This window comes from Sphingosinicella humi (genome assembly GCF_003129465.1).
GTDB classification, from domain to species: domain Bacteria; phylum Pseudomonadota; class Alphaproteobacteria; order Sphingomonadales; family Sphingomonadaceae; genus Allosphingosinicella; species Allosphingosinicella humi.
In genome coordinates this window covers 2,655,087-2,675,577 of sequence record NZ_QFFF01000001.1, presented here as the reverse complement: position 1 = coordinate 2,675,577, position 20,491 = coordinate 2,655,087, and the positions used below count along the sequence as shown (strand labels likewise).

Sequence of the window (20,491 nt, the reverse complement as noted above, 5' to 3'; positions counted from 1 at the left end):
CGATATCGCTCAGCCGCGCCCGATCAGGCGCTGCGCCATAGCGTCGGCGACCTCGGCGGGGTTGCGGCCGGTGGCTTTGCTCTCCTGCCAGATCGATTCGAGGCGGCCCGGGATCTGCTCGATCCGCGCCTTGACCCCCACTTCGTCGGCGTCGCCCAGATGCTCCGACGACACGTTGATGATGCCGCCGGCGTTGATGACATAATCGGGCGCATAGAGGATGCCGCGCGCGGCGATGCGGTCGCCGTCTTGCGGCGTCGCCAGCTGGTTGTTGGCCGCCCCGGCGACGACCGGAACGCGAAGCGCGCCGATGCTCTCCTCGGTGAGGATCGCGCCCAAGGCGCAGGGGCTGAGCACGTCAGCTTCCAGGGTGAGGATTTGGTCCGGGCTCACGACCGTGCCGTTCACCTCGTCGGCCAGCGAGCGCACGCGGCCTTCGTCGATGTCGGCGATGCTGAGGCGGGCGCCTTCCTTGGCGGCGAGGCGGGCCAAGCCGCTCGCCACGCTGCCGGCGCCTTGAATGGCGATGTGCAGCCCGTCGAGGCTGTCCTTGCCGAGCGCGTGGCGGACGGCCGCCTTGACGCCCAGGAACACGCCGTAGGCGGTATGCGGCCCCGGATCGCCGCCCACCGCGCCTTCCGCGGCGGGAAGCCCGGCGACATGACGGGTGTGCTTCGAGACTTCGACCAGGTCGGCGACGCTCATGCCGACATCCTCGGCGGTGATGTAGCTTCCGCCGAGGCGGTCGACGGCCTTGCCGAACGCCGCGATCAACTCCGGCGTCTTGGTCCGCTGCTTGTCGGCCAGGATCACGGCCTTGCCGCCGCCGAGCGGCAGACCGGCCATGGCGTTCTTGTAGCTCATGCCGCGCGAGAGGCGCAGCACGTCCCGCATCGCGTCGGCCGGCTCGTCATAATGCCAGAAGCGGCAACCGCCCGCCGCCGGACCAAGCGCGGTGGAATGCAGCGCGATGATCGCTTTCAGGCCCGTGTTCCGGTCGGTGACGAAATGTACGACCTCGTGATCGTCGAAATCGGGATAATCCCACGGCGACTGCATTGGCTTTGTCCTGGCGATGAAAGGGTGATTGCGAGTGGGGCGATCGACGGGACTTGAACCCGCGACCCTCGGTACCACAAACCGATGCTCTAACCAGCTGAGCTACGATCGCCACAGGATGCGCGGCGCACATAAGGGCCGGTGCCCCATAAGGTCAAGGAGACTCGGCGTCGGCTGGCAACTGTGGGCCGCAGCCCCATATCCCTACCATGATTCCGTTTTCGATCCTCGACCTCGCCCCTATCGTTGAAGGTGGCGACGCCGCCCTCGCTTTCGGCAATTCACTGGACCTCGCCCGCCATGCCGAAGGCTGGGGCTACCGGCGGTTCTGGATGGCGGAGCATCATTCGATGCCGGGCGTCGCCAGCGCGGCGACGGCGGTGGCGCTCGGCCATATCGCCGCCGGCACCTCGACCATCCGCATCGGCGCCGGCGGGGTCATGTTGCCCAACCATGCGCCGCTGGTGATCGCCGAGCAGTTCGGCACGCTCGAATCGCTCTACCCGGGCCGCATCGATCTCGGTCTCGGCCGTGCGCCCGGCACCGACCAGGCCGCCGCCCGCGCCCTCCGCCGCAACCTCGATTCCGACCCGAACGCCTTCCCCCGCGACGTGGTCGAGCTGATGGAATATTTCCAGCCATCGGAAGAAGGCCGCCGCGTCCGCGCCATTCCCGGCGAAGGGCTAGACATTCCGATCTGGATCCTGGGCTCGAGCCTCTTCGGAGCCCAGCTTGCGGCCATGCTCGGTCTCCCCTACGCCTTCGCCTCCCACTTCGCGCCGCAGCAGATGATGGAGGCGATCGAGGTCTACCGCGCCACCTTCCGGCCGTCCGAGCGGCTTGCCGAACCCTATGTGATGCTGGGCTTCAACGCCTTCGCCGCCGAAAGCGACGAAGAGGGCGAACGTCTCGCCACCTCGATGCAGCAGACCTTCGTCAACCTCAGGACCGGCCAGCCGACGCCGCTCCAGCCGCCGATCGAAGGTTATAAGGCCTCGCTCCCGCCCCATCAGCAGACCATGCTGGACCAGCTGCTCTCCTGCTCCGCCATCGGCGCTCCGCCGACGGTCAAGGCTGCGATCGTGGATTTCGTCGCCCGGACCGGCGCCGACGAGCTGATGATCACCTCGCAGATTTTCGACCACGCCGCCCGGCTGCGCTCCTACGAGATCGTCGCCGGACTCTTTCCGGCAATGTAGGCGGGAGGCGGCCGTCGCCGCGAAGAAAGGTGGAGCGTGGTGGGCGCGGCAAGGATTGAACTTGCGACCCCTGCGGTGTGAACACAGTGCTCTACCACTGAGCTACGCGCCCACGCTCCGGGCCCGCCGGGTTGTATGTTCGGCGGGCAAAAAAGGCGGCAAGTGCCGCCGTGCGGACGGTCCCATAATGCGCCGCCGGAGGCCTGTCCAGCGTCGCCGCACCGAAAATGGGCCGGTGCGCACCGCGGCGCACCTGCCCCCCATTTAACGGTTGACGGAGTCCTTGAGGCCCTTGCCGGCCTTGAACTTGGGCTGGGTCGACGCCTTGATCTGCATCGGCTCGCCGGTACGGGGATTGCGGCCAGTCGAGGCCTTGCGCTGCGAGCAAGTGAATGTGCCGAAGCCAACCAGGCGAACCTCGTCGCCCTTCTTGAGGGCGGCCGTGATCGCGTCGAAAACCCCCTCGACGGCCTTGCTGGCGTCGCCCCTGCTGAGACCAGTCGTATCGGCGACCGCGCCGATAAGCTCCTGTTTGTTCATGCTGTCCGAACCCCTGTTAGAAATGGAATCGCGGCGGCTGCCGAACCGATACCTTCAATCAGGATAGCCGCGTGAGTCAAAGGGGAAAGCGCGATTTTCCCAGATAGCCGTGCCTTCACCCTCTCTTCGCTGTGGCCTGCCTGACACAATCTAGTGGCGACTGGCCGCCCCGGCCGCCTCGTCCGGTGCGCTAGCGAGCTCGGTCGGCGGTAGCGCCGCCAGTTCGTCCGCCTCGGTCCACTCGATGGGATTGACCGGCGTGACCAGCGCCCGGCCCAGCACCTCGTCGACATGCTTCACCGGCACGATCTCGAGCTCGGACGTAATGTTGGCGGGTATCTCCGCCAGGTCCTTTTCATTCTCCGCCGGGATCAGCACGGTCTTGATGCCGCCGCGCAGGGCCGCCAGCAGCTTCTCCTTCAATCCGCCGATCGGAAGCACGCGGCCCCGGAGCGTCACCTCGCCCGTCATCGCCACATCCTTGCGCACCGGAATGCCGGTCAAGGTGGAGATGATCGCGGTCACCATGCCGATGCCCGCGGAAGGCCCGTCTTTGGGCACCGCGCCTTCAGGCAGGTGGACGTGGATGTCCTTGCGGCCGATCTGATTGGGCCGGACGCCATAGCTGGGGCTGCGCGCCTTGACGAAGGAAAAGGCCGCCTGGATCGACTCCTGCATCACCTCGCCGAGCTTGCCGGTCGTCTTGATCTGCCCCTTGCCCGGCACCGTCACCGCCTCGATGGTCAGGAGTTCCCCGCCCACCTCTGTCCAGGCGAGACCGGTGACGGCGCCGATCTGGTCCTCCTCTTCGCCGATACCGTGGCGGAACTTACGGACCCCGGCGAAGTCGGCGACATTGTCGGGGGTGAGCTCGACCTTCTCGGTCTTGCCCTCCAGAATCCGCCTCAGAGCCTTGCGCGCGACCTTGGCGATCTCGCGCTCCAGGGTGCGGACGCCCGCCTCGCGCGTATAGTAGCGGATGAGCGCGCGCAGACCCTCCTCGGTGAAGGTCAGCTCGCCTTCCTTGAGGCCATGGCTCTCGATTTGCTTCGGGATCAGGTGGCGCTGCGCGATCTCCACCTTCTCGTCCTCAGTATAGCCTTCGAGCCGGATGATCTCCATGCGGTCCATCAGCGGCTGCGGCATGTTCATGCTGTTCGCGGTCGTCACGAACATCACGTCCGAAAGATCGTAGTCGATCTCCAGATAATGGTCCTGGAACTTGTTGTTCTGCTCCGGATCAAGCACCTCGAGCAGCGCCGAAGCCGGATCGCCGCGGAAATCCTGGCCGAGCTTGTCGATCTCGTCGAGCAGGAACAGCGGGTTGGACGTGCCAGCCTTCTTGAGGTTCGACACGATCTTGCCGGGGAGCGAGCCGATATAGGTCCGGCGGTGACCGCGGATCTCGGCCTCGTCGCGCACGCCGCCCAGTGACTGGCGCACGAACTCGCGCCCGGTCGCCTTGGCGATCGAGCGGCCGAGCGAGGTCTTGCCGACGCCCGGCGGGCCGACGAGGCATAGGATCGGGCCTTTCAGCTTGTTGGTGCGCGCCTGGACCGCGAGATATTCGACGATCCGGTCCTTCACCTTCTCCAGGCCATAATGATCCTCATCGAGAATGCGCTGGGCCTCGCCGATATCGTGCTTCAGCTTCGATTTCTTGCCCCAGGGAAGGCCGAGCAGCACGTCGAGATAGTTGCGGCTGACCGTGGCCTCGGCCGACATCGGCGCCATGGCCTTGAGCTTCTTCAGCTCCTGCGTGGCCTTGGACCGCGCCTCCTTGGATAGCTTCAGCTTGGCGATCTTCTTGGAAAGCTCGCCGAGCTCGTCGCCCTCGCCCTCCTCGCCTTCGTTGCCGAGTTCGCGCTGGATCGCCTTCAGCTGCTCGTTCAGATAATATTCGCGCTGCGTCTTCTCCATCTGGCGCTTGACGCGGCTGCGGATCTTCTTTTCGACCTGGAGCACGCCCAGTTCGCCCTCCATGAAGGCGAAGACCATCTCCAGCCGGCGGACGGGATTGAGCTCGGCGAGCAGCGCCTGCTTGTCCGATACCTTGATGGTGATGTTGGCGGCGACCGCGTCGGCGAGCTTGGAGGATTCCTCGATCTGGCCAAGCTGAACCGCCGTTTCGGCCGGCAGCTTTTTGTTGAGCTTCGAATAATTTTCGAACTGCTCAACCACGGAGCGCATCAGCGCCGACACCTCGGCCCCTTCAATCTCCTCGACGTCGACCGGCTTCACCGCGGCAACAAGATGCTGTCCGCGCATCTCCATCGACTCGAGCCTCGCCCGCCGCTGCCCCTCGACCAGCACGCGCACCGTGCCGTCGGGCAGCTTCAGGAGCTGCAAAACGGTCGCCACCACGCCGAGATCGTAGAGCGCGTCGCGATCAGGATCGTCCTCGGCCGGGTCGAGCTGCGAGACGAGGAAAATGCTCTTGTCCGCCGCCATCGCGCTTTCGAGCGCCGCCACCGACTTGTCGCGCCCGACGAACAGCGGGACGATCATCTGCGGGAACACCACGATGTCGCGAAGAGGAAGGACGGGATAGGATTCGGTCACTGAAAACTCCAGGCAGGCGCGGCAAAAGGCGCGCCATTGCTATATGGGCCCGTCACCGGCCTTAGCAATGGTGACTCAACTCAGGGATCGCCGTCAGCTTTCGCTATGGTCACGCGGCGCAAGGAGCTCGCGGTGTCGTTTCGAACGACCTCTCGACATCGTGGCTCAATCTAGCTAATGACTGACTGGTCATTTATTTATGAGCCGCATCATGGCCGAAGAACCCCGGTGGCGCAGGCGTAAAGAGGACAGGCCCGGCGACATCTGCGCCGCCGCCCTTCAGGTCTTTGCCGAGAAGGGTTTCGCCGGTGCGCGTATCGAGGAGATCGCCAGGCGTGCCGGTCTCTCCAAGGGGACGCTCTACCTTTACTTTCCGACTAAGGAGGCCGTGTTCCGCGCGGTCGTCCGCGACGCCGTTGCCCCCAATATCGAGGTGATCCGGCAGACTGTGCTGGCGAGCGACCAACCGTTCGATGAGCTGGTCCGCATGCTGCTCCCCCGGGTCGCCGAGATCATCACCGCCGTTCCGCTGGGCGCCGTACTGAAGATGGTGGTGGGCGAATCGCGCAACTTTCCCGAACTCGCCAAGGTCTGGCACGACGATGTCGTCCTGAAGGCCGTGACCATATTGAGCGACGCCATCGAGAACGCCCAAGACCGCGGCGAGGTGCGGCCGGGGGATTCGCGCATCCATGCCTTTTCGCTGGTCGGACCGATGCTGCTCGGCGTCCTCTGGCGCGAGACCTTCACACCCGTCGGCGCGGCCGAGATCGATCTTCCCGCCATCGCCCGGCAGCATGCGGAGACCGTGCTGGGTGGCCTCAGCATTGCGGAGAAGGCGGGATGAAGCCCCAGCGCATCGTCATTGCCGGGCTCGTCGCGCTCGCCCTCCTGTTCCTCGGCTGGCGATTGTTGGCGCCCCAGTTCCGCCCTGCCCCGACCCTTTCCGGCTATATCGAGGGGGAGACGCTGTATCTCTCCGCGCCCGTCGCCGGCACGGTGACCCAGCTCGGTGTTCGGCGCGGGCAGCGGGTAGCGGCGGGCGCTCCTCTTTTCGAGATCGAGCCCGACCAGCGCCTCGCCCAACGCGACCAGGCCGAGGCGGAGCTCACCGCGGCCCTCGCCCAGGCCGAGGACGCCCGCAAGGGCCAGCGGCCGGTCGAGCTCGGCATCCTTGAAGCCGATCTGGCCGCCGCCGAAGCCCAGGCACGCGAGGCGCGCGCCAACCTTCGCCGCGTGGGGGCGCTCGTCGACAAGGGCATCTATGCCAAGGCCCGCCTCGACGACGCGCGCAACCAGTCGCAAAGCGCGGACGCGCGGGTCGCCGCCGCCCGCCGCCGTGTCGCCGCTGCGACTTTGGGCGACCGTGAAGACCAGATCCGCGCCGCGGACGCCCGCGTCGCCCAAGCGCGGGCAGGCGTCACCGAGACCGGCGCGCGGCTCAAGGACATGGCCCCGGTCGCCCCCGCCGCCGCCCGCGTCGAGGACGTCTTCTTCCAGCGCGGCGAATGGGCGAGCGCCAACCAGCCGATCGTCGCCCTCATTCCCGACGACCGCGTCTTCGTCCGCTTCTTCGTGCCCGAAACCGAGGTCGCCGCCTACAAGCCGGGGCAAAAGATCGAATTTTCATGCGATGCCTGCGCCGGCGCCCTTTCCGCCACCATCGTCTATGTCAGCCCGCGGCCGGAGTTCACCCCACCCATCATCTACAGCCGCGAGGCGCGCGACCGCCTGGTCTTCATGGTCGAGGCGCGGCCGGAAAACGGTGCCCGCCTGGTGCCCGGGCTTCCCGTCGACGTAACGCCACTATGACTATCGCCATCGACGTTCAGGGCCTGAACAAGTCCTTCGGCGCCCATCATGTGGTGAAGGACTTTTCGATCCAGGTGGAGGAAGGCCGCATCACCGGCTTCCTCGGCCCGAACGGTTCGGGCAAGACGACGACGCTCCGCATGCTGTGCGGCCTGCTCACCCCCGACAGCGGCCGTGGAACGGCGCTGGGCCTCGACATCGTCACCGATGCCGCAGCGATCAAGCAGCGGACGGGCTACATGACCCAGCGCTTCTCGCTCTACGAGGATCTGACCGTCGAGGAGAACCTCCAGTTCGCCGCCCGCATCCACGGCCTCGATCGACGCGATGAGCGGGTACGGACGGCGCTGGATGATCTCGGCCTCGCCGAACGCAAGGACCAGCTTGCCGGCGTGCTGTCGGGCGGATGGAAGCAGCGCCTGGCCCTCGCCGTCGCCACCCTGCACGAGCCCCGCCTGCTCCTCCTGGACGAACCCACGGCCGGCGTCGATCCGCAGGCCCGCCGCCACTTCTGGGACGAGATCCACGCCCTCGCGGCCAAAGGCCTGACGATCCTCGTCTCCACCCATTATATGGACGAGGCGGAACGCTGCCACGACATCGCCTATATCGCCTACGGCCGGCTGATGGCGCGCGGCACCGCCGAGAAAGTGGTAGAGGCCTCGAACCTTTCCACCTGGCGCGGCGACGGCCCGGGCGTCGACCGCCTCTCCGCCGAGTTGCTCCGGCAGCCTGGCGTCGAAATGGCCGCTCCTTTCGGCTCCGCCCTCCATGTCAGCGGAACCGACGCGCACGCGCTGGAGGCGGGACTCGCCCCCTATCGCCGACCCCCCTTCCGCTGGGAGAGAACCGAGCCCACGCTGGAGGATGTCTTCATTCACCTGATGAGCCAGGCGGAGGACAATTTCGGATGACGGATGCGTCTGCCCTCGTACGTCATTGCGAGCGCAGCGAAGCAATCCAGCGCTGCATGGATTGCCGCGTCGCTACCCTCCTCGCAATGACAGCGGCAGCCCTATGACGGCCTTCTCCCTCAGTCGCGTGATGGCGGTGCTGGTCAAGGAGTTCACCCAGCTCAGTCGTGACCGGCTCACCTACGCGATGCTGCTCGGGATTCCGGTCATCCAGCTCCTGCTTTTCGGCTATGCGATCAACACCGATCCGCGTGAGCTTCCGACCGCCGTTCTGGTGCAGGAGAATTCCAGCTTCGCCCGCTCCACCCTCGCTGCGATCGAGAATAGCGGCTATTTCGATATCGTGGCGCAAGCCCGCTCGCCCACCGAGCTCGACGAACTCGTACGCAGGGGCGAGGTCCAGTTCGCGGTCACCATCCCCGGCGACTTCACTCGCCGCGTCATTCGCCGCGACAAAGCCCAGATCCTCGTCGAAGCCGACGCCACCGATCCCGCGGCGACGGGCGGCGCCGTGGCCGCCCTCGCCGCCATTCCGCAAGAAGCGCTGCGCCACGACCTCACCGGCGCCGCCGCTCCCGAAAACGGCTCGGCCCAGCCCTTCGAGGTGGTCGTCCACCGGCGCTACAACCCGGAGAACATCACCAGCTACAATATCGTCCCCGGCCTGCTCGGAATCATCCTGTCGATGACCCTGGTGATGATGACCGCGCTCGGCGTCACCCGCGAGCTGGAACGCGGCACGATGGAAAGTCTGCTCGCCACCCCGGTCCAGCCTCTCGAAGTGATGGTCGGCAAGCTGGCTCCCTATGTCGTCGTCGGCCTCATCCAGACGATCCTCATCCTCATCCTCGCCCGATTTCTCTTCGACGTTCCCATGGCGGGGGGATGGTTCGGTCTCGGCGTCGGAGTCATGCTCTTCATCATCGGCTCGCTCGCGCTCGGCTTCCTCATCTCCACCGTGGCTCGCACCCAGCTCCAGGCAATGCAGCTCTCCTATTTCTATATGCTGCCGTCGATCCTGCTCTCGGGCTTCATGTTTCCATTCCGCGGCATGCCCGATTGGACCCAGGCGCTCGGCACCATCATCCCCGTGACCCATTTCCTGCGCGTGGTGAGAGGCGCCCTTCTCAAGGGGCAGTCGATCGCCGACATGGGGCCGAGCCTCCTTGCCCTCGCCATCTTCGTCTGCGCGGTCACCGCACTGGCGCTGGCGCGCTATCGGACCACCCTCGACTAACGCGCGTCATCCCGGCGAAAGCCGGGACCCAAGAACACGTGTTTACGAAGTCAGGCAACGATGCCTTCGCCTCTGCTCGAAGGCCAATGTTCTTGGTTCCCGGCTTTCGCCAGGATGACGGATAGCCCGAGGGGGGCCTAAGGCCGCGCTTCCAGGATCAGGTTGAACGGCGTCGTCGTCGCCACCCGCACCCGGCTGAAACCCGCCTCGCACAGCACTTCGCCGAGCCGCTTCGGCCCGGCCTGAGCGCCGAGTCCGAGGCCCACTTCCTGGGCCAGGCTGCCGGGCGTGCAGATCATGGTCGAGGCCGCATAATAGAGCCGTCCCACCGGGTTCATATTCTCGGTCAGCGAGTCGCCCGCCATCGGTTCGACGATCATGAAGGCGCCGTCAGGCTTCAGCATCTCGCGCACACGCCGTGCGGCGCCGACCGGATCCCCCATGTCGTGCAGGGCGTCGAACACGGTCACCAGGTCGTAGTCCGCACCCGGGCTGTCCTTGGCCGAAGACACCTCGAAGCGCAGGTTCGGCGGGTCACCGGCCTCGCGTGCCGCCTCTCGCGCCCGCAGGATCGAAGCCTCATGATAGTCGAGCCCGACGAACTGGCTGTTCGGGAAGGCCTGCGCCATGATGATCGTCGAAGCGCCGTGGCCGCAGCCGATGTCGGCGACTTTCGCCCCCGCCTCGAGCCGTTCGACGATGCCGTCCAGCGCCGGCAGCCATTCCTGGACCAGATGCGCGCGGTAGCCGGTGCGGAAGAACTGCTCGACACCGCAGAACAGGCAGGTCGAATGCTCGTGCCAGCCAACGCCCTCGCCGGTGCGGAAGGCCTCGGCGATCTTCGGCTCGTCCATGTAGACGGACGCGGTGAGTTGGAAGGCGCTCGCGACATAGACGGGCGAATTCTTGTCGGCGAGCGCCATGATCTGCTCCGGCGACATGAAGAAACGCCGCGTCTCGGCATCATATTCGACATAGCCCGAGGCCGCCTGGGCGTTCAGCCATTCGCGCACATAGCGCTCGTGCATCCCGGTCCGGTGGGCCAACTCCTCAGAGGTGACAGGCCCGCTCTCGGCCAGCGCCCTGTAGAGACCGAGCCGCTCGCCCAAGATGACCAGCGCGCCGCCACTCGCCGCCCCCATGTCGCCGACCATCTTGCCCATGAAGGCTTCGAGCTTGGCGGGGTCGGGTTCCGCGGCCGGCTTGGTGTCGGGTTGATGTTCGAGGGTGTTGAAAGTGGTGCCCATGGCTGGTCCTCCATCGGTTGAGACGCGAACGCCGCGAGCGGCGCACCGCTGGTGCCACCGTTCCTGTCAGCGTTGGAATAGCCTCTCGCCCGTGAAGGCCGCTTCGCGCGCCTGGCTGACGGTGCGACTCCCGCTGCCGTGGCTCCTGGGCACTTATATCATGGAAGCGGCGCCGCCGCCCAGCGGCGGCGGCGGGATATCAGGCCGCGTCTTCGTCCTTCTTCTCGGCATAGACGCGGACCGGCTCCTTGCGGCCTTCGACCACGTCCTTGTCGATCATCACCTCATCGACTCCGTCCATCGAGGGCAGGTCGAACATGGTGTCGAGGAGGATGTTTTCCAGGATGGAGCGGAGGCCACGGGCACCGGTCTTGCGCTCGATCGCCTTCTTGGCGACCGCGACCAAGGCCTCGTCGGTGAAGCTCAGCTTCACTTCCTCCATGTCGAACAGCTTCTGATACTGCTTGACGAGGGCGTTCTTCGGCTCCTTGAGGATCTGGACGAGCGCGTCGGTGTCGAGATCCTCCAAGGTCGCGATCACCGGCAGACGGCCGACGAATTCGGGTATCAGGCCGAACTTCAGAAGGTCCTCGGGCTCGCCTTGGCGCAGCACCTCGCCGGTCCGGCGCTCCTCGGGCGCGGCGACATAGGCGCCGAAGCCGATCGACTTCCCTTGCAGGCGATCCGAGATGATCCGCTCGAGGCCCGCGAAGGCGCCGCCGCAGATGAAGAGGATGTTGGTGGTGTCGACCTGCAGGAATTCCTGCTGCGGATGCTTGCGCCCGCCCTGAGGCGGGACGGAGGCCGTGGTGCCCTCCATCAGCTTCAAGAGCGCCTGCTGCACACCCTCGCCCGAGACGTCGCGGGTGATCGACGGATTGTCCGACTTGCGGCTGATCTTGTCGATCTCGTCGATATAGACGATGCCGCGCTGCGCCCGCTCGACATTATAGTCGGAGGCCTGGAGCAGCTTCAGGATGATGTTCTCCACATCCTCGCCGACATAGCCGGCTTCGGTGAGCGTCGTCGCGTCCGCCATCGTGAACGGCACGTCCAGGATGCGGGCCAGGGTCTGCGCGAGCAACGTCTTGCCGCAGCCGGTCGGGCCGACGAGCAGGATGTTCGACTTGGCCAGCTCCACATCCGCGCCCTTGGCGCCATGGGCGAGCCGCTTGTAGTGATTGTGGACCGCCACGGAGAGCACGCGCTTGGCATGGTCCTGGCCGATCACATAGTCGTCCAGCACCTTGCAGATCTCGGCCGGCGTGGGGACGCCGTCGCGGGTCTTCACCAGCGCCGACTTGGTCTCCTCGCGGATGATGTCGTTGCACAGCTCCACGCATTCATCGCAGATGAACACGGTCGGCCCGGCGATGAGCTTCCTCACCTCGTGCTGCGACTTGCCGCAGAAGGAGCAGTAGAGGGTGCTTTTGGAGTCGCCGCCGCTCAGTTTCGTCATATATTCCTTCAGGCGTGGCGCCTGCCTTCTTACCCTCGGCCTATCCTAGACCCTTATCTCACGATCACAATGGCCTAAACGTTAAGCCGACGCCTAAACGCCCAAGCTAAACGCTAAGCCGCGTTTTTCGCCGCATCCTCTTCCGCCGGCGCCGGCCGTTTGTCGAAAACCTCGTCCACCAGGCCGAATTCCTTCGCCTCGCCGGCCGAGAAGAACTTGTCGCGCTCGACGTTCTTTTCGATCTCCTCGATCGGCTGGCCGGTATATTGCGCCATCAGCTCGTTCATCCGGTGCCGGATGCGCAGGATCTCCTTGGCCTGGATCTCGATGTCGGTGGCCATGCCCTGGGCGCCGCCGGAGGGCTGGTGGATCATGATCCGGGCATTGTTCAATGCCACCCGCATCCCCGGCTCGCCGGCGCACAGCAGGAAGGCGCCCATCGAGGCGGCCTGACCGATGCACACCGTGCCGACCCGCGGGCGGATATATTGCATGGTGTCGTGGATCGCCATGCCCGCCGTCACCACCCCGCCCGGCGAGTTGATGTACATGAAGATGTCCTTCTTCGGATTCTCGCTCTCCAGATACAGGAGCTGTGCGGTGATGAGGGTCGCCATATGGTCCTCGACCGGGCCCGTCACGAACACGATCCGCTCGCGCAGCAGGCGGGAGTAAATGTCGAAGCTACGCTCGCCCCGGTTCGACTGCTCGATGACGATGGGAACGAGGGCGTTGACGATATCGGCGTGGTCCATGTGGGGAAGAATCCTGTGTATCTGGTTTGCTCCGGATACATCGGAGCATCCGAGGAAAGGTTCAAGCCCCGGCGGGCCGCGGCGACGCCGTCGGGGCGCCGCCGCGGTCTCCTCATGCTCTTACATACGCAACGTCGCCCGGGCATAGAAATATCGGCCCGGAACATCGTAGAGGGTCGGATCGAAATTATTGAGATCGCAGCTGAGGCAGGCCGGGGGGTCCTTGTCGAATAGGTTGTTGACGCCCACGGCGAAGCCGAAGTCGTCAGCGCCTGGCACGGTGAACCGCAGCTGCACGTCCGTATAGAAGCGGCTGCTCAGCACGTTCCGGTCCTCGTCGCCCCGCAGCCCTTCCTTCAGTTTCGAGATATAGCGACCGGTGATCGTCGCACCGAAATTCTCGATGTCCCAGTCGATGATGCCGATCGCCTTCCACTTCGGAAACCCCTGCGAAGGGCTGCCAACCTCCGTCCCCTCACGGCTGAGGACCTGAAGCCCCTCAGGGCCGGGGACCGTCACGTCGAAATTGAGCAGGAAGGTGTTGTTCCAAGTGAAGCCGAAGCGCCCGATCCCCGTCTCGCCGGTCCGATAGGCAAGATTCACGTCGACGCCGTCCGTCTCGATCTTCGCGATATTCTGCAGGAGGCCCGTCACCTGTGTCAGCTGGGCGCCGGCGCGGGTAATCAAGGCGCAGGCCGCGGGATCGTTGGTTATGACGCAGTTGGCCAGCGTTACTTCCGCGTCCACCGCCTGGATCGCATCGTCGATCTCGATATTGTAATAATTGGCCTCGACCGAGAGCCCTGGCAGGTAGGATGGGCTGTAGACGCCACCGACAATCCAGCTCTTCGATGTTTCTGGGGTCAGCGCTTCATTGCCGCCCACCAGCACCGATATCTGCGGATTGGCCTGCTGATAGCTTCCGCTCGCCGGAACGCCCGCGGCGATGCAATTCGCGCGCACCGTCGCGTCGTTCTGGAACCGGCGTGTGGCCGTGTTGCCCGCGTGGGACGAGCAGGGATCGTCGAGCGTCTGGTCGAAGCGGGACTGGGTCCCGAACAATTCTCCGATCGACGGCGCCCGGAAGCCCTCCGCAAACGAACCACGAAGGCGCAGATCCTGGATCGGCTTCCAATTGACACCGCCCTTGAACGTCGTTGTCGAGCCCGACGTCGAATAGTCCGAAATCCGCACCGCCCCATTCAATTCGAGCAATTGAACGAACGGTATGTCGGCCAGCAGCGGCGCGTTGATTTCGGCATAAGCTTCCTTGACCGAATAGCTGCCCCTGGTCGGTTGTGCCGGAATGTCGGAGCTGAAGCCGGCGGCAACGATGGGATCCGGATCGAACCGTCCTTTGAGCTTGCGATATTCGACGCCCGCGGCGATGCCGAGCGGGCCGCCGGGCAGATCGAACAGCTCGCCCGAGATGTTACCGGTGACGTCCCATTGGCTCTGCCGACTGCTGTCATTCTGGACGAAGGTGACGAAGTTGATCATTTCCGGCGTGATCGAGCCCGCGCCGCCGAACAGGTTGAAGGGGACGCAGGGCGCCGTGCAATCCGCCACCGGTCCGAGCGCCTGACGCAGCCGGCCGGAGTGGATGTTGCCGAACATCTGCTGCTCGGCCTTGTTGCGGCCATAAGAGCCGTTGACATCCCAATACCAGTCGCGATCGCCAATCTGGAACCGGCCGTCGAGGGTCGCGACACCATAGACCGTCTCGACGGTCTGCTCGAACCGCCGCGGCCCGCCCTCGACGAAGCGGCGCAGGATGAAGTCCATATTGCTCGCATCCAGGGTCACACCGAACGGGTTGAACGGGTTTGTGGCATCGACGGTAATCGCATCCAGCACCGGCGTGATGCCGGCCGCTGGCCCTATGCCGAAGGGTAGCGGCGCCGCCTGATTCTTCGATTTGCGCTCGTTCCAGATGCCCTTCACCGAGAAGTTTATCGCCGGCGTGACCTCGTAGTGCAGATTGCCGAACACGCCGTACCGTTCGAGCGGGATCTGAATATAGTTGAAAGGCGCGAAGTTGAACCGATCAGCCGGGTCCCTGAAGGCCCGAAAATCGGCCGGCGTGGTCGTCCGCCCGATGACCGGTGCATCAAGCGTCAGGTTGTTGCGCCGCCCTGGGCCCGCTCCGAACAAGGAATAGAAGCCGTTCGGCAGGAAGCCCGAACACCCGCCCTCCAGGCAGCTGGTCGCATAAGGCGCGGGGAAGCGGGAGAGGGCACGATCGATCGCCCCGATCGGGTACTGCTTCACGTAATTGGCGCCAACGACGATCCGAAGCGGGCTGTCCCCGCCATTGCCCCAGCTTAGCTGATAGTTCTGGGTCTCCCCGTCGCCTTGTTCGAAAACGCCAATCTGCGCGGAGGCTTCTAGCCCCTCCTGCTCCTTCTTGGTGATTATGTTGACGACGCCGGCGATCGCATCGGACCCGTAAATGGCCGAGGCGCCGTCTTGGAGCACCTCGATCCGCTCGATCGCGCTTTCCGGAATGGAGTTGAGGTCGGTGGAGCCGGGCACACCGCTTGCCGATGCCCCCAGCACATAGCGGATACCGTCGACCAGGACGAGCACGCGCCGCGACCCCAGATAGCGAAGGTCGATCTCCGCGGCGCCCGCGCCCACGCCGCCGCCGTCGGGCGGATTGCCAAGATTGCCACTATTGTTGAACTTGGAGTTGAGCCCGCCGCCGGAACTGGGCAGGCGCTGGAGGACATCATTGACGGAGTTCAGGCCGGTCTTGGCGATGTCCGCCTCGTCGACGAACACGATCGGCGCCTCCTGCGACAGCGGGTCTCGACGGATGCGCGAGCCGGTGACAATGATGGCTCCACCCTGCGTTTCGGCGGCCGTCGAAGCCTGCTCTTCCGGCTGCTCCGGAGGAATGATTTCCTGCCCGAAGGCCGGCGCCGCGAGCGCCGCTGCGACGGTCGTGAGCGAGACACAAGCAAAACGACACATTTTCGGATAATGCGACATTTCTTGCCCCTTTCACCGTTCAAGGCGCGGAGTGCGCCGCCGCGCGTACGGAATAATGCTGTCGAAGGGGAAAGTTCCGGAGACGGGCTTTTCACGTAGTTTTTTAGCCTGTTGTTGCCTCTTTGTGACAGTTGACAATGGCTTCCTCGGTCGCCTGCTCGCGACTTCCTTAAAAGACTTGCTCCTAAAGGATTCCCGACTCGACTGGAGCGGAACATGGGCCGCCCTCCCCCACCCCGTACCCATCGCATATTTCCACCCCCCGTAGTTCGCGTTAACCATATGGCAGGACGGGTGTGGGAATTGGGCGGGATGGGGCAGAAGAAGCTGGGCGCCGTTGGCGCCATATTGTCACTCATGCTGACGACGGGCGCGGCCTCGCAACCGGCCGCGGCGGCAAGTCGCGCCGGCTCCGGGCGCACGCCGTCCCCTCTGTCGGCGTCCTTATGCCGCCTCGGCTTCGCCTCCATCCCGATGACTCCGCTGGCCAGCGGCCACCATATGGTCGAGGTGAGCGTGAACGGCCGGGCGGGTGCCTTCCTGGTCGACACCGGGGCGGGCGTGACGATCGTTCACACACCGTCTCTGGAGTCGTTCGGGTTGGCGCCCGCTGCCGGCGGCCATGCCGCCGGTACACTGACGGGAGTCGTGCCTTTTGCTCCCGTCGCGGTAGCCCGGTTTGCAATCGGCGGCACCGCTACGCAGATGAGCCGAATCTACGCGATGGACCTATCTCACATTGTGGAGACGATCGCGGCGACTACGCGGCAGCCGATCCAGGGCTTGATCGGGCAGGACGTGATGCGGGCCCAAGAGGCCATCATCGATGTCGAACACTCGGTTCTTTATCTGAAGACGGTCGACGCCTCGCGAGCGGATCCCGCATTGTGCAACGACGAAACGGCGCCGGCCGGGACGGCGATTGCCAAGGTCGTCGGCAACGGCGCCTTGCAGCCCCCGGCGGTGGGGCTTGTGGTGAGCCGAGAATAGAAGCCTGCCCTTTTCCCTCTCTGGGAAGGGCCGATCGGCATCTCCTCCACTTTGCCGCCTTGGCGCGGCCAGGCGGCCTGCCGCGCGCTCGGCACGACCCGTCCCGTACTAACCCGGACGGAACCGAATCGACGCGTAATAAGTCGCCGCTCATCGGTTTACCCTTCAGCTGATGCGGCCGGAGCGCCGCACCTAACCGCGGCGCCGCCGTCGCCGGCAGCCCGCCTTGGAAAAGGAGTAGATGTGATGAGAACAGCCGCTTTAGCGATTGCGCTTCTGATGAGTGGCGCGGCCATCGCGCAGACCTACGAGACCGATACCACGGTCGATACTGGCGCCCAGCCCGATACCGATCAGAGCGTCGATGCCGATGTCCAGACGCAGCCTGACATGACGACCGACACCGACACGACGGCCGAGCCGGGCATGACCACGCAGACCGATACCACCCAGACCGCGCCGCCCACCCAAACCGACCAGCCTACCCAGACCGACACGACAACTCACACGGACATGACGACGCACACCGGCACCCCGTCCCAGACGGACCCGATGGCGACAACAACCATGGACCAGACCCAGACCCAGACTCAGACTCAGATGTCGACAGCCATGGCCCCCGCGAGCGAGCCGATCGTCCAGCCGGGCAATGACAATCCGGAGCACGACGCGCGCGGCATCGCCGTCATTTCCGATCCGGCGATGGTTCCGTCGGGCTGGAACGGCATCACCGGCAGTGCCGTCGGCGGCCCGCTCGTCGACCCGGCGACCGGCGAGACCATGGCTGCGGCCGACGCCTCCTACCCGCCTTGCTCGGCTGACGTCACCGACAACTGCCTGCAGGCCTATGAACGGGGCCGTTCGAGCTAAGTCCTGAGCAGCCTCACAAAATCCCGTCCCTGCGCCACGGCCGGGGCGGGATTTTCTATTCGCCTACGGCCGGAAAGCTCAAATAATGGAGCCGCCGCACCTCACGGCGTCCGCGCACGACGGTGTCGAGGATGAGGCCGGTCATGAAGCTCAAGGCCGCAACGATCATCATGCCGGTGACGAGCACCGCCGTCGGAAAGCGCGGCACCAGGCCGGTCTCGGCGTAGGTGATGGCGAGCGGAATGGCGAGGACCACCGCCGTCACCGCCAGCGCCAGGCCGAAGCTGCCGTAGAAGAGCACCGGGCGCTCGATGCGGAAGAGATGGCCGATGGTACGCATGATGCGCCAGCCGTCGCGATAGGTGGAGAGCTTGGACTCGGAACCTTCCGGCCGGGCGCCATAAGCGGTCTCGACTTCGGCCACCGGCATGGCGAGTTCCAGAGCGTGGACCGATATTTCCGTCTCGATCTCGAAGCCACGCGAAAGGGCCGGGAAGGATTTGACGAACCGTCGGGAGAAAACGCGGTAGCCCGACAATATGTCGCTGAAGGTCCGCCCGAAGATGCGGGCGAGGATACCTGTCAGCATGCGATTGCCGAAGCGATGCCCGCGCCGATACGCCGCCTGCTCCTCCGAGCGCCGCGAACCGACCACCATATCCAGCTGTTCGCCCGCCAGCCGCTGCACCAGCACCGGTGCCGCGGCGGCATCGTAGGTGGCATCGCCGTCTGCCATCACGTAGACGTCGGCCTCGATGTCCGCGAACATACGCCGCACGACATGCCCCTTCCCCTGCATGCGCTCGGTGCGAACGATGGCGCCGGCCGCTGCGGCAACCTCTCGGGTGCGGTCGGTCGAATTATTGTCGTAGACGTAGATACGCGCGCCGGGCAGCGCGGCGCGGAAGCCGGCGACCGTCTGCCCGATCGCCGCTTCCTCGTTATAGCAGGGCAAGAGGACGGCGATGCGAAGCGCTTGTTCGTCGCTCATATTCCCCCACTCCGTTCCGCCTGAGCCTGTCGAAGGCCTGCCCTTCTCTTAAGAAGAAGAAAGGTGCTTCGACAAGCTCAGCGCGAACGGCTTATCAGGCCTTCTTCGCCGCGGCCTTCTTGGCGGCAGGCTTCTTGGCAGGAGCCTTCTTGGCGGCAGGCTTGTCGTCGGCCTTCTCGGCCTTCGCTTCCTTCGCCGCCGCGGCCTTCTTGGGAGCGGCCTTCTTCGCCGGCTTCTCCTCGGCCTTGGTCTCCTTGGCGGCCTCGGCCTTGCCCTTCTTCGTGGCAGCCTTTTTCACCGGCTTCGCCTCGCCATGGTCGTGCCCGCATTCCGGACCATGGACATGGCCTTCCTCGGCCTCGATCTCATGCTCCAGTACGTCGCGCGTCACGGTGCGATCGGTGATCTCCGCCTTCGAGAAGAGGAAATCCACCACCTTGTCCTCGAACAAGGGCGCGCGCAGCTGTGCGGCCGCCATCGGCTCCTGACGGACGTACTGGACGAACTTCTCGCGGTCGGCGGGCTTATACTGCTGCGCCGCCTGCATGATGAGCTGGTTCATCTCTTGGTTGGTGACTTCGATGCCGTTCTTCTGGCCGATCTCGGAGAGGAGCAGGCCCAGACGCACGCGGCGCTCGGCGATCGCGTGGTAATCGTCCTTTTCCTTCTCCATCTCGGCGAGCGCGGCCTTGGGATCGGCCTCGTGGCTCGCTTCATGCTCGAGCTGGCGCCAGATCTGGTTGAACTCGGCCTCGACCATCGAGGGCGGGACCGGGAAATCATGGTCGGCGGCGAGCTGGTCGAGCAGCTTGCGCTTCATATGGGTGCGGGTGAGACCGTTCAGCTCCTGCTCGATCTGGCCCTTGATGAGGCCGCGGAGCTGGTCGATGCCCTCGAGGCCCATCGCCTTGGCGAACTCGTCGTCGGGCTTGGCCTCGCGCGGGGTCTGGACCTCGTTGATCGTGACGTCGAAGGTCGCGGTCTTACCTTTGAGGTAGTCGACGTTATAGTCCTCCGGGAAGGTAACGTTGACCGTGCGCTGCTCGTTGGCCTTCGCGCCGATCAGCTGGTCCTCGAAGCCGGGGATGAGGCGGCCGGAGCCGATCTCGATCGACATGCCCTCGCCCTTGCCGCCTTCGAACGGCTCGCCGTCGACCTTGCCCTCGAAATCCATGATAACGAGGTCGCCCTTCTCGGCCTTGTGCTTGGCCGGGGCGGGGTCGAAGCTCTTCTGGCCCTGGGCGAGCTGCTCCAGCGCCTTGTCGACGGCCGCTTCCTCAGGTTCGACCGTGAGGCGTTCCAGCTCCAGCGCGTCGATCTTGGGCTCGGGAACGTCGGGAAGCGTCTCAAGCTCGACGGTCACGACCGCGTCCTTGCCGGGCTCGCCGCCTTCCTTGAGCTCGACGGCGGGCTGCATCGCCGGACGCAGCTTCTCGTCGGCCATCAACTTCTGGACGCCTTCCTGGATGGCGCTGTTCAAGGCCTCCTGCTGCAGGGCCGGGCCATGCATCTTGCGGACGAGGTTGGCGGGCACCTTGCCGGGGCGAAAACCGGGCATGCGGATGCGCGGCGCGACCGTCTTCAGCTCCTGGTCGACGCGGGCGTCGATGTCCTTGGCCGGAATGGTGATCTTGAAGGCGCGCTTCAGGCCCTCGTTCAACGTCTCGACAGTCTGCATTTCGGAGCCAAACCTTCGTCTGATGGAAATCTGTGTGAGCGGCACTTCGCTGGCGGCGAAGCTGGTGCGGGCGAAGGGACTCGAACCCCCACATCTTTCGATACCAGAACCTAAATCTGGCGCGTCTACCAGTTCCGCCACGCCCGCAGGGCCGCCGGTCGACGCGCGTCTATAGGCTGCGCGC

General features: G+C 65.1%; 16 protein-coding genes and 3 tRNA genes. 7 read left to right on the top strand and 12 right to left on the bottom strand.

All coding sequences use genetic code 11. From position 1 onward, the window contains the following. Positions 1-9 precede the first annotated feature (9 nt). Positions 10-1,059, bottom strand: coding sequence for a Glu/Leu/Phe/Val family dehydrogenase (locus DF286_RS13165; RefSeq protein ID WP_109271859.1), 1,050 nt, complete (start codon positions 1,057-1,059; stop codon positions 10-12). A 35-nt stretch (positions 1,060-1,094) separates the two neighbouring features. Then, positions 1,095-1,171, bottom strand: a tRNA-His gene (locus DF286_RS13160). 97 nt (positions 1,172-1,268) lie between these two features. On the opposite strand from DF286_RS13160, the gene DF286_RS13155 reads away from it, so the two are divergent. After that, entirely contained in the window at positions 1,269-2,258 is a 990-nt protein-coding gene (locus DF286_RS13155; protein WP_109271858.1) for an LLM class flavin-dependent oxidoreductase, read from the top strand. Between the two features lie 37 nt (positions 2,259-2,295). Here DF286_RS13155 and DF286_RS13150 read toward each other — a convergent pair. The 3 genes from DF286_RS13150 to lon all read right to left on the bottom strand — a co-directional run bounded on the left by DF286_RS13150 (position 2,296) and on the right by lon (position 5,360). Beyond that, positions 2,296-2,370: transfer RNA gene (locus tag DF286_RS13150), tRNA-Val, on the bottom strand. Between the two features lie 152 nt (positions 2,371-2,522). After that, complete coding sequence (locus DF286_RS13145; protein ID WP_109271857.1) at positions 2,523-2,798, bottom strand: HU family DNA-binding protein; 276 nt, start codon at positions 2,796-2,798, stop codon at positions 2,523-2,525. Positions 2,799-2,948: 150 nt separating this feature from the next. Beyond that, positions 2,949-5,360: an endopeptidase La gene (gene lon, locus DF286_RS13140; protein WP_109271856.1), complete on the bottom strand. Its 2,412-nt coding sequence runs from the start codon at positions 5,358-5,360 to the stop codon at positions 2,949-2,951. A gap of 211 nt (positions 5,361-5,571) precedes the next feature. On the opposite strand from lon, the gene DF286_RS13135 reads away from it, so the two are divergent. The 4 genes from DF286_RS13135 (at position 5,572) to DF286_RS13120 (ending at position 9,323) form a co-directional block, all read left to right on the top strand. Beyond that, positions 5,572-6,207 (top strand): TetR/AcrR family transcriptional regulator, encoded by a 636-nt coding sequence (locus DF286_RS13135; protein WP_207790032.1) that lies wholly within the window; start codon positions 5,572-5,574, stop codon positions 6,205-6,207. Further along, positions 6,204-7,172 carry an HlyD family secretion protein gene (locus DF286_RS13130; protein ID WP_109271855.1) on the top strand — a complete coding sequence of 323 codons (969 nt, stop codon included), beginning with the start codon at positions 6,204-6,206 and terminating at the stop codon, positions 7,170-7,172. Before DF286_RS13135 ends, DF286_RS13130 begins: the two co-directional genes overlap by 4 nt. Then, entirely contained in the window at positions 7,169-8,086 is a 918-nt protein-coding gene (locus DF286_RS13125; protein ID WP_109271854.1) for an ABC transporter ATP-binding protein, read from the top strand. Before DF286_RS13130 ends, DF286_RS13125 begins: the two co-directional genes overlap by 4 nt. Before the next feature lie 103 nt (positions 8,087-8,189). After that, on the top strand, positions 8,190-9,323 hold the full coding sequence (locus tag DF286_RS13120) for an ABC transporter permease (RefSeq protein ID WP_109271853.1): 1,134 nt from the start codon (positions 8,190-8,192) through the stop codon (positions 9,321-9,323). Between the two features lie 137 nt (positions 9,324-9,460). On the opposite strand, the gene DF286_RS13115 is transcribed toward DF286_RS13120, so the two are convergent. From DF286_RS13115 to DF286_RS15515, 4 genes are all read right to left on the bottom strand, one after another. Then, the gene (locus tag DF286_RS13115; protein WP_109271852.1) at positions 9,461-10,570 is read right to left on the bottom strand and encodes a class I SAM-dependent methyltransferase; all 1,110 of its coding nucleotides are present in this window, start codon (positions 10,568-10,570) and stop codon (positions 9,461-9,463) included. Positions 10,571-10,769: 199 nt separating this feature from the next. After that, positions 10,770-12,029 (bottom strand): ATP-dependent Clp protease ATP-binding subunit ClpX, encoded by a 1,260-nt coding sequence (clpX, locus tag DF286_RS13110; protein ID WP_109271851.1) that lies wholly within the window; start codon positions 12,027-12,029, stop codon positions 10,770-10,772. A 113-nt stretch (positions 12,030-12,142) separates the two neighbouring features. Further along, entirely contained in the window at positions 12,143-12,784 is a 642-nt protein-coding gene (gene clpP, locus DF286_RS13105; RefSeq protein ID WP_109271850.1) for an ATP-dependent Clp endopeptidase proteolytic subunit ClpP, read from the bottom strand. Positions 12,785-12,904: 120 nt separating this feature from the next. Next, positions 12,905-15,778, bottom strand: a complete 2,874-nt coding sequence (locus DF286_RS15515; RefSeq protein WP_109271849.1) for a TonB-dependent receptor — start codon at positions 15,776-15,778, stop codon at positions 12,905-12,907. A 312-nt stretch (positions 15,779-16,090) separates the two neighbouring features. On the opposite strand from DF286_RS15515, the gene DF286_RS13095 reads away from it, so the two are divergent. Both DF286_RS13095 and DF286_RS13090 read left to right on the top strand, forming a co-directional pair. Continuing rightward, a complete protein-coding gene (locus tag DF286_RS13095; protein WP_158274693.1) occupies positions 16,091-16,768 on the top strand; it encodes an aspartyl protease family protein in 678 nt (225 codons plus the stop codon). 246 nt (positions 16,769-17,014) lie between these two features. Continuing rightward, positions 17,015-17,638: a hypothetical protein gene (locus tag DF286_RS13090; RefSeq protein WP_146193629.1), complete on the top strand. Its 624-nt coding sequence runs from the start codon at positions 17,015-17,017 to the stop codon at positions 17,636-17,638. Positions 17,639-17,693: 55 nt separating this feature from the next. Here the strand turns inward: DF286_RS13090 and DF286_RS13085 are convergent, their stop codons facing one another. The 3 genes from DF286_RS13085 to DF286_RS13075 all read right to left on the bottom strand — a co-directional run bounded on the left by DF286_RS13085 (position 17,694) and on the right by DF286_RS13075 (position 20,454). Then, positions 17,694-18,629: a glycosyltransferase family 2 protein gene (locus DF286_RS13085; RefSeq protein WP_109271846.1), complete on the bottom strand. Its 936-nt coding sequence runs from the start codon at positions 18,627-18,629 to the stop codon at positions 17,694-17,696. 94 nt (positions 18,630-18,723) lie between these two features. Continuing rightward, the gene (tig, locus tag DF286_RS13080; RefSeq protein WP_109271845.1) at positions 18,724-20,307 is read right to left on the bottom strand and encodes a trigger factor; all 1,584 of its coding nucleotides are present in this window, start codon (positions 20,305-20,307) and stop codon (positions 18,724-18,726) included. A gap of 62 nt (positions 20,308-20,369) precedes the next feature. Further along, a tRNA-Leu gene (locus DF286_RS13075) sits at positions 20,370-20,454 on the bottom strand. Between the last annotated feature and the right edge of the window lie 37 nt (positions 20,455-20,491).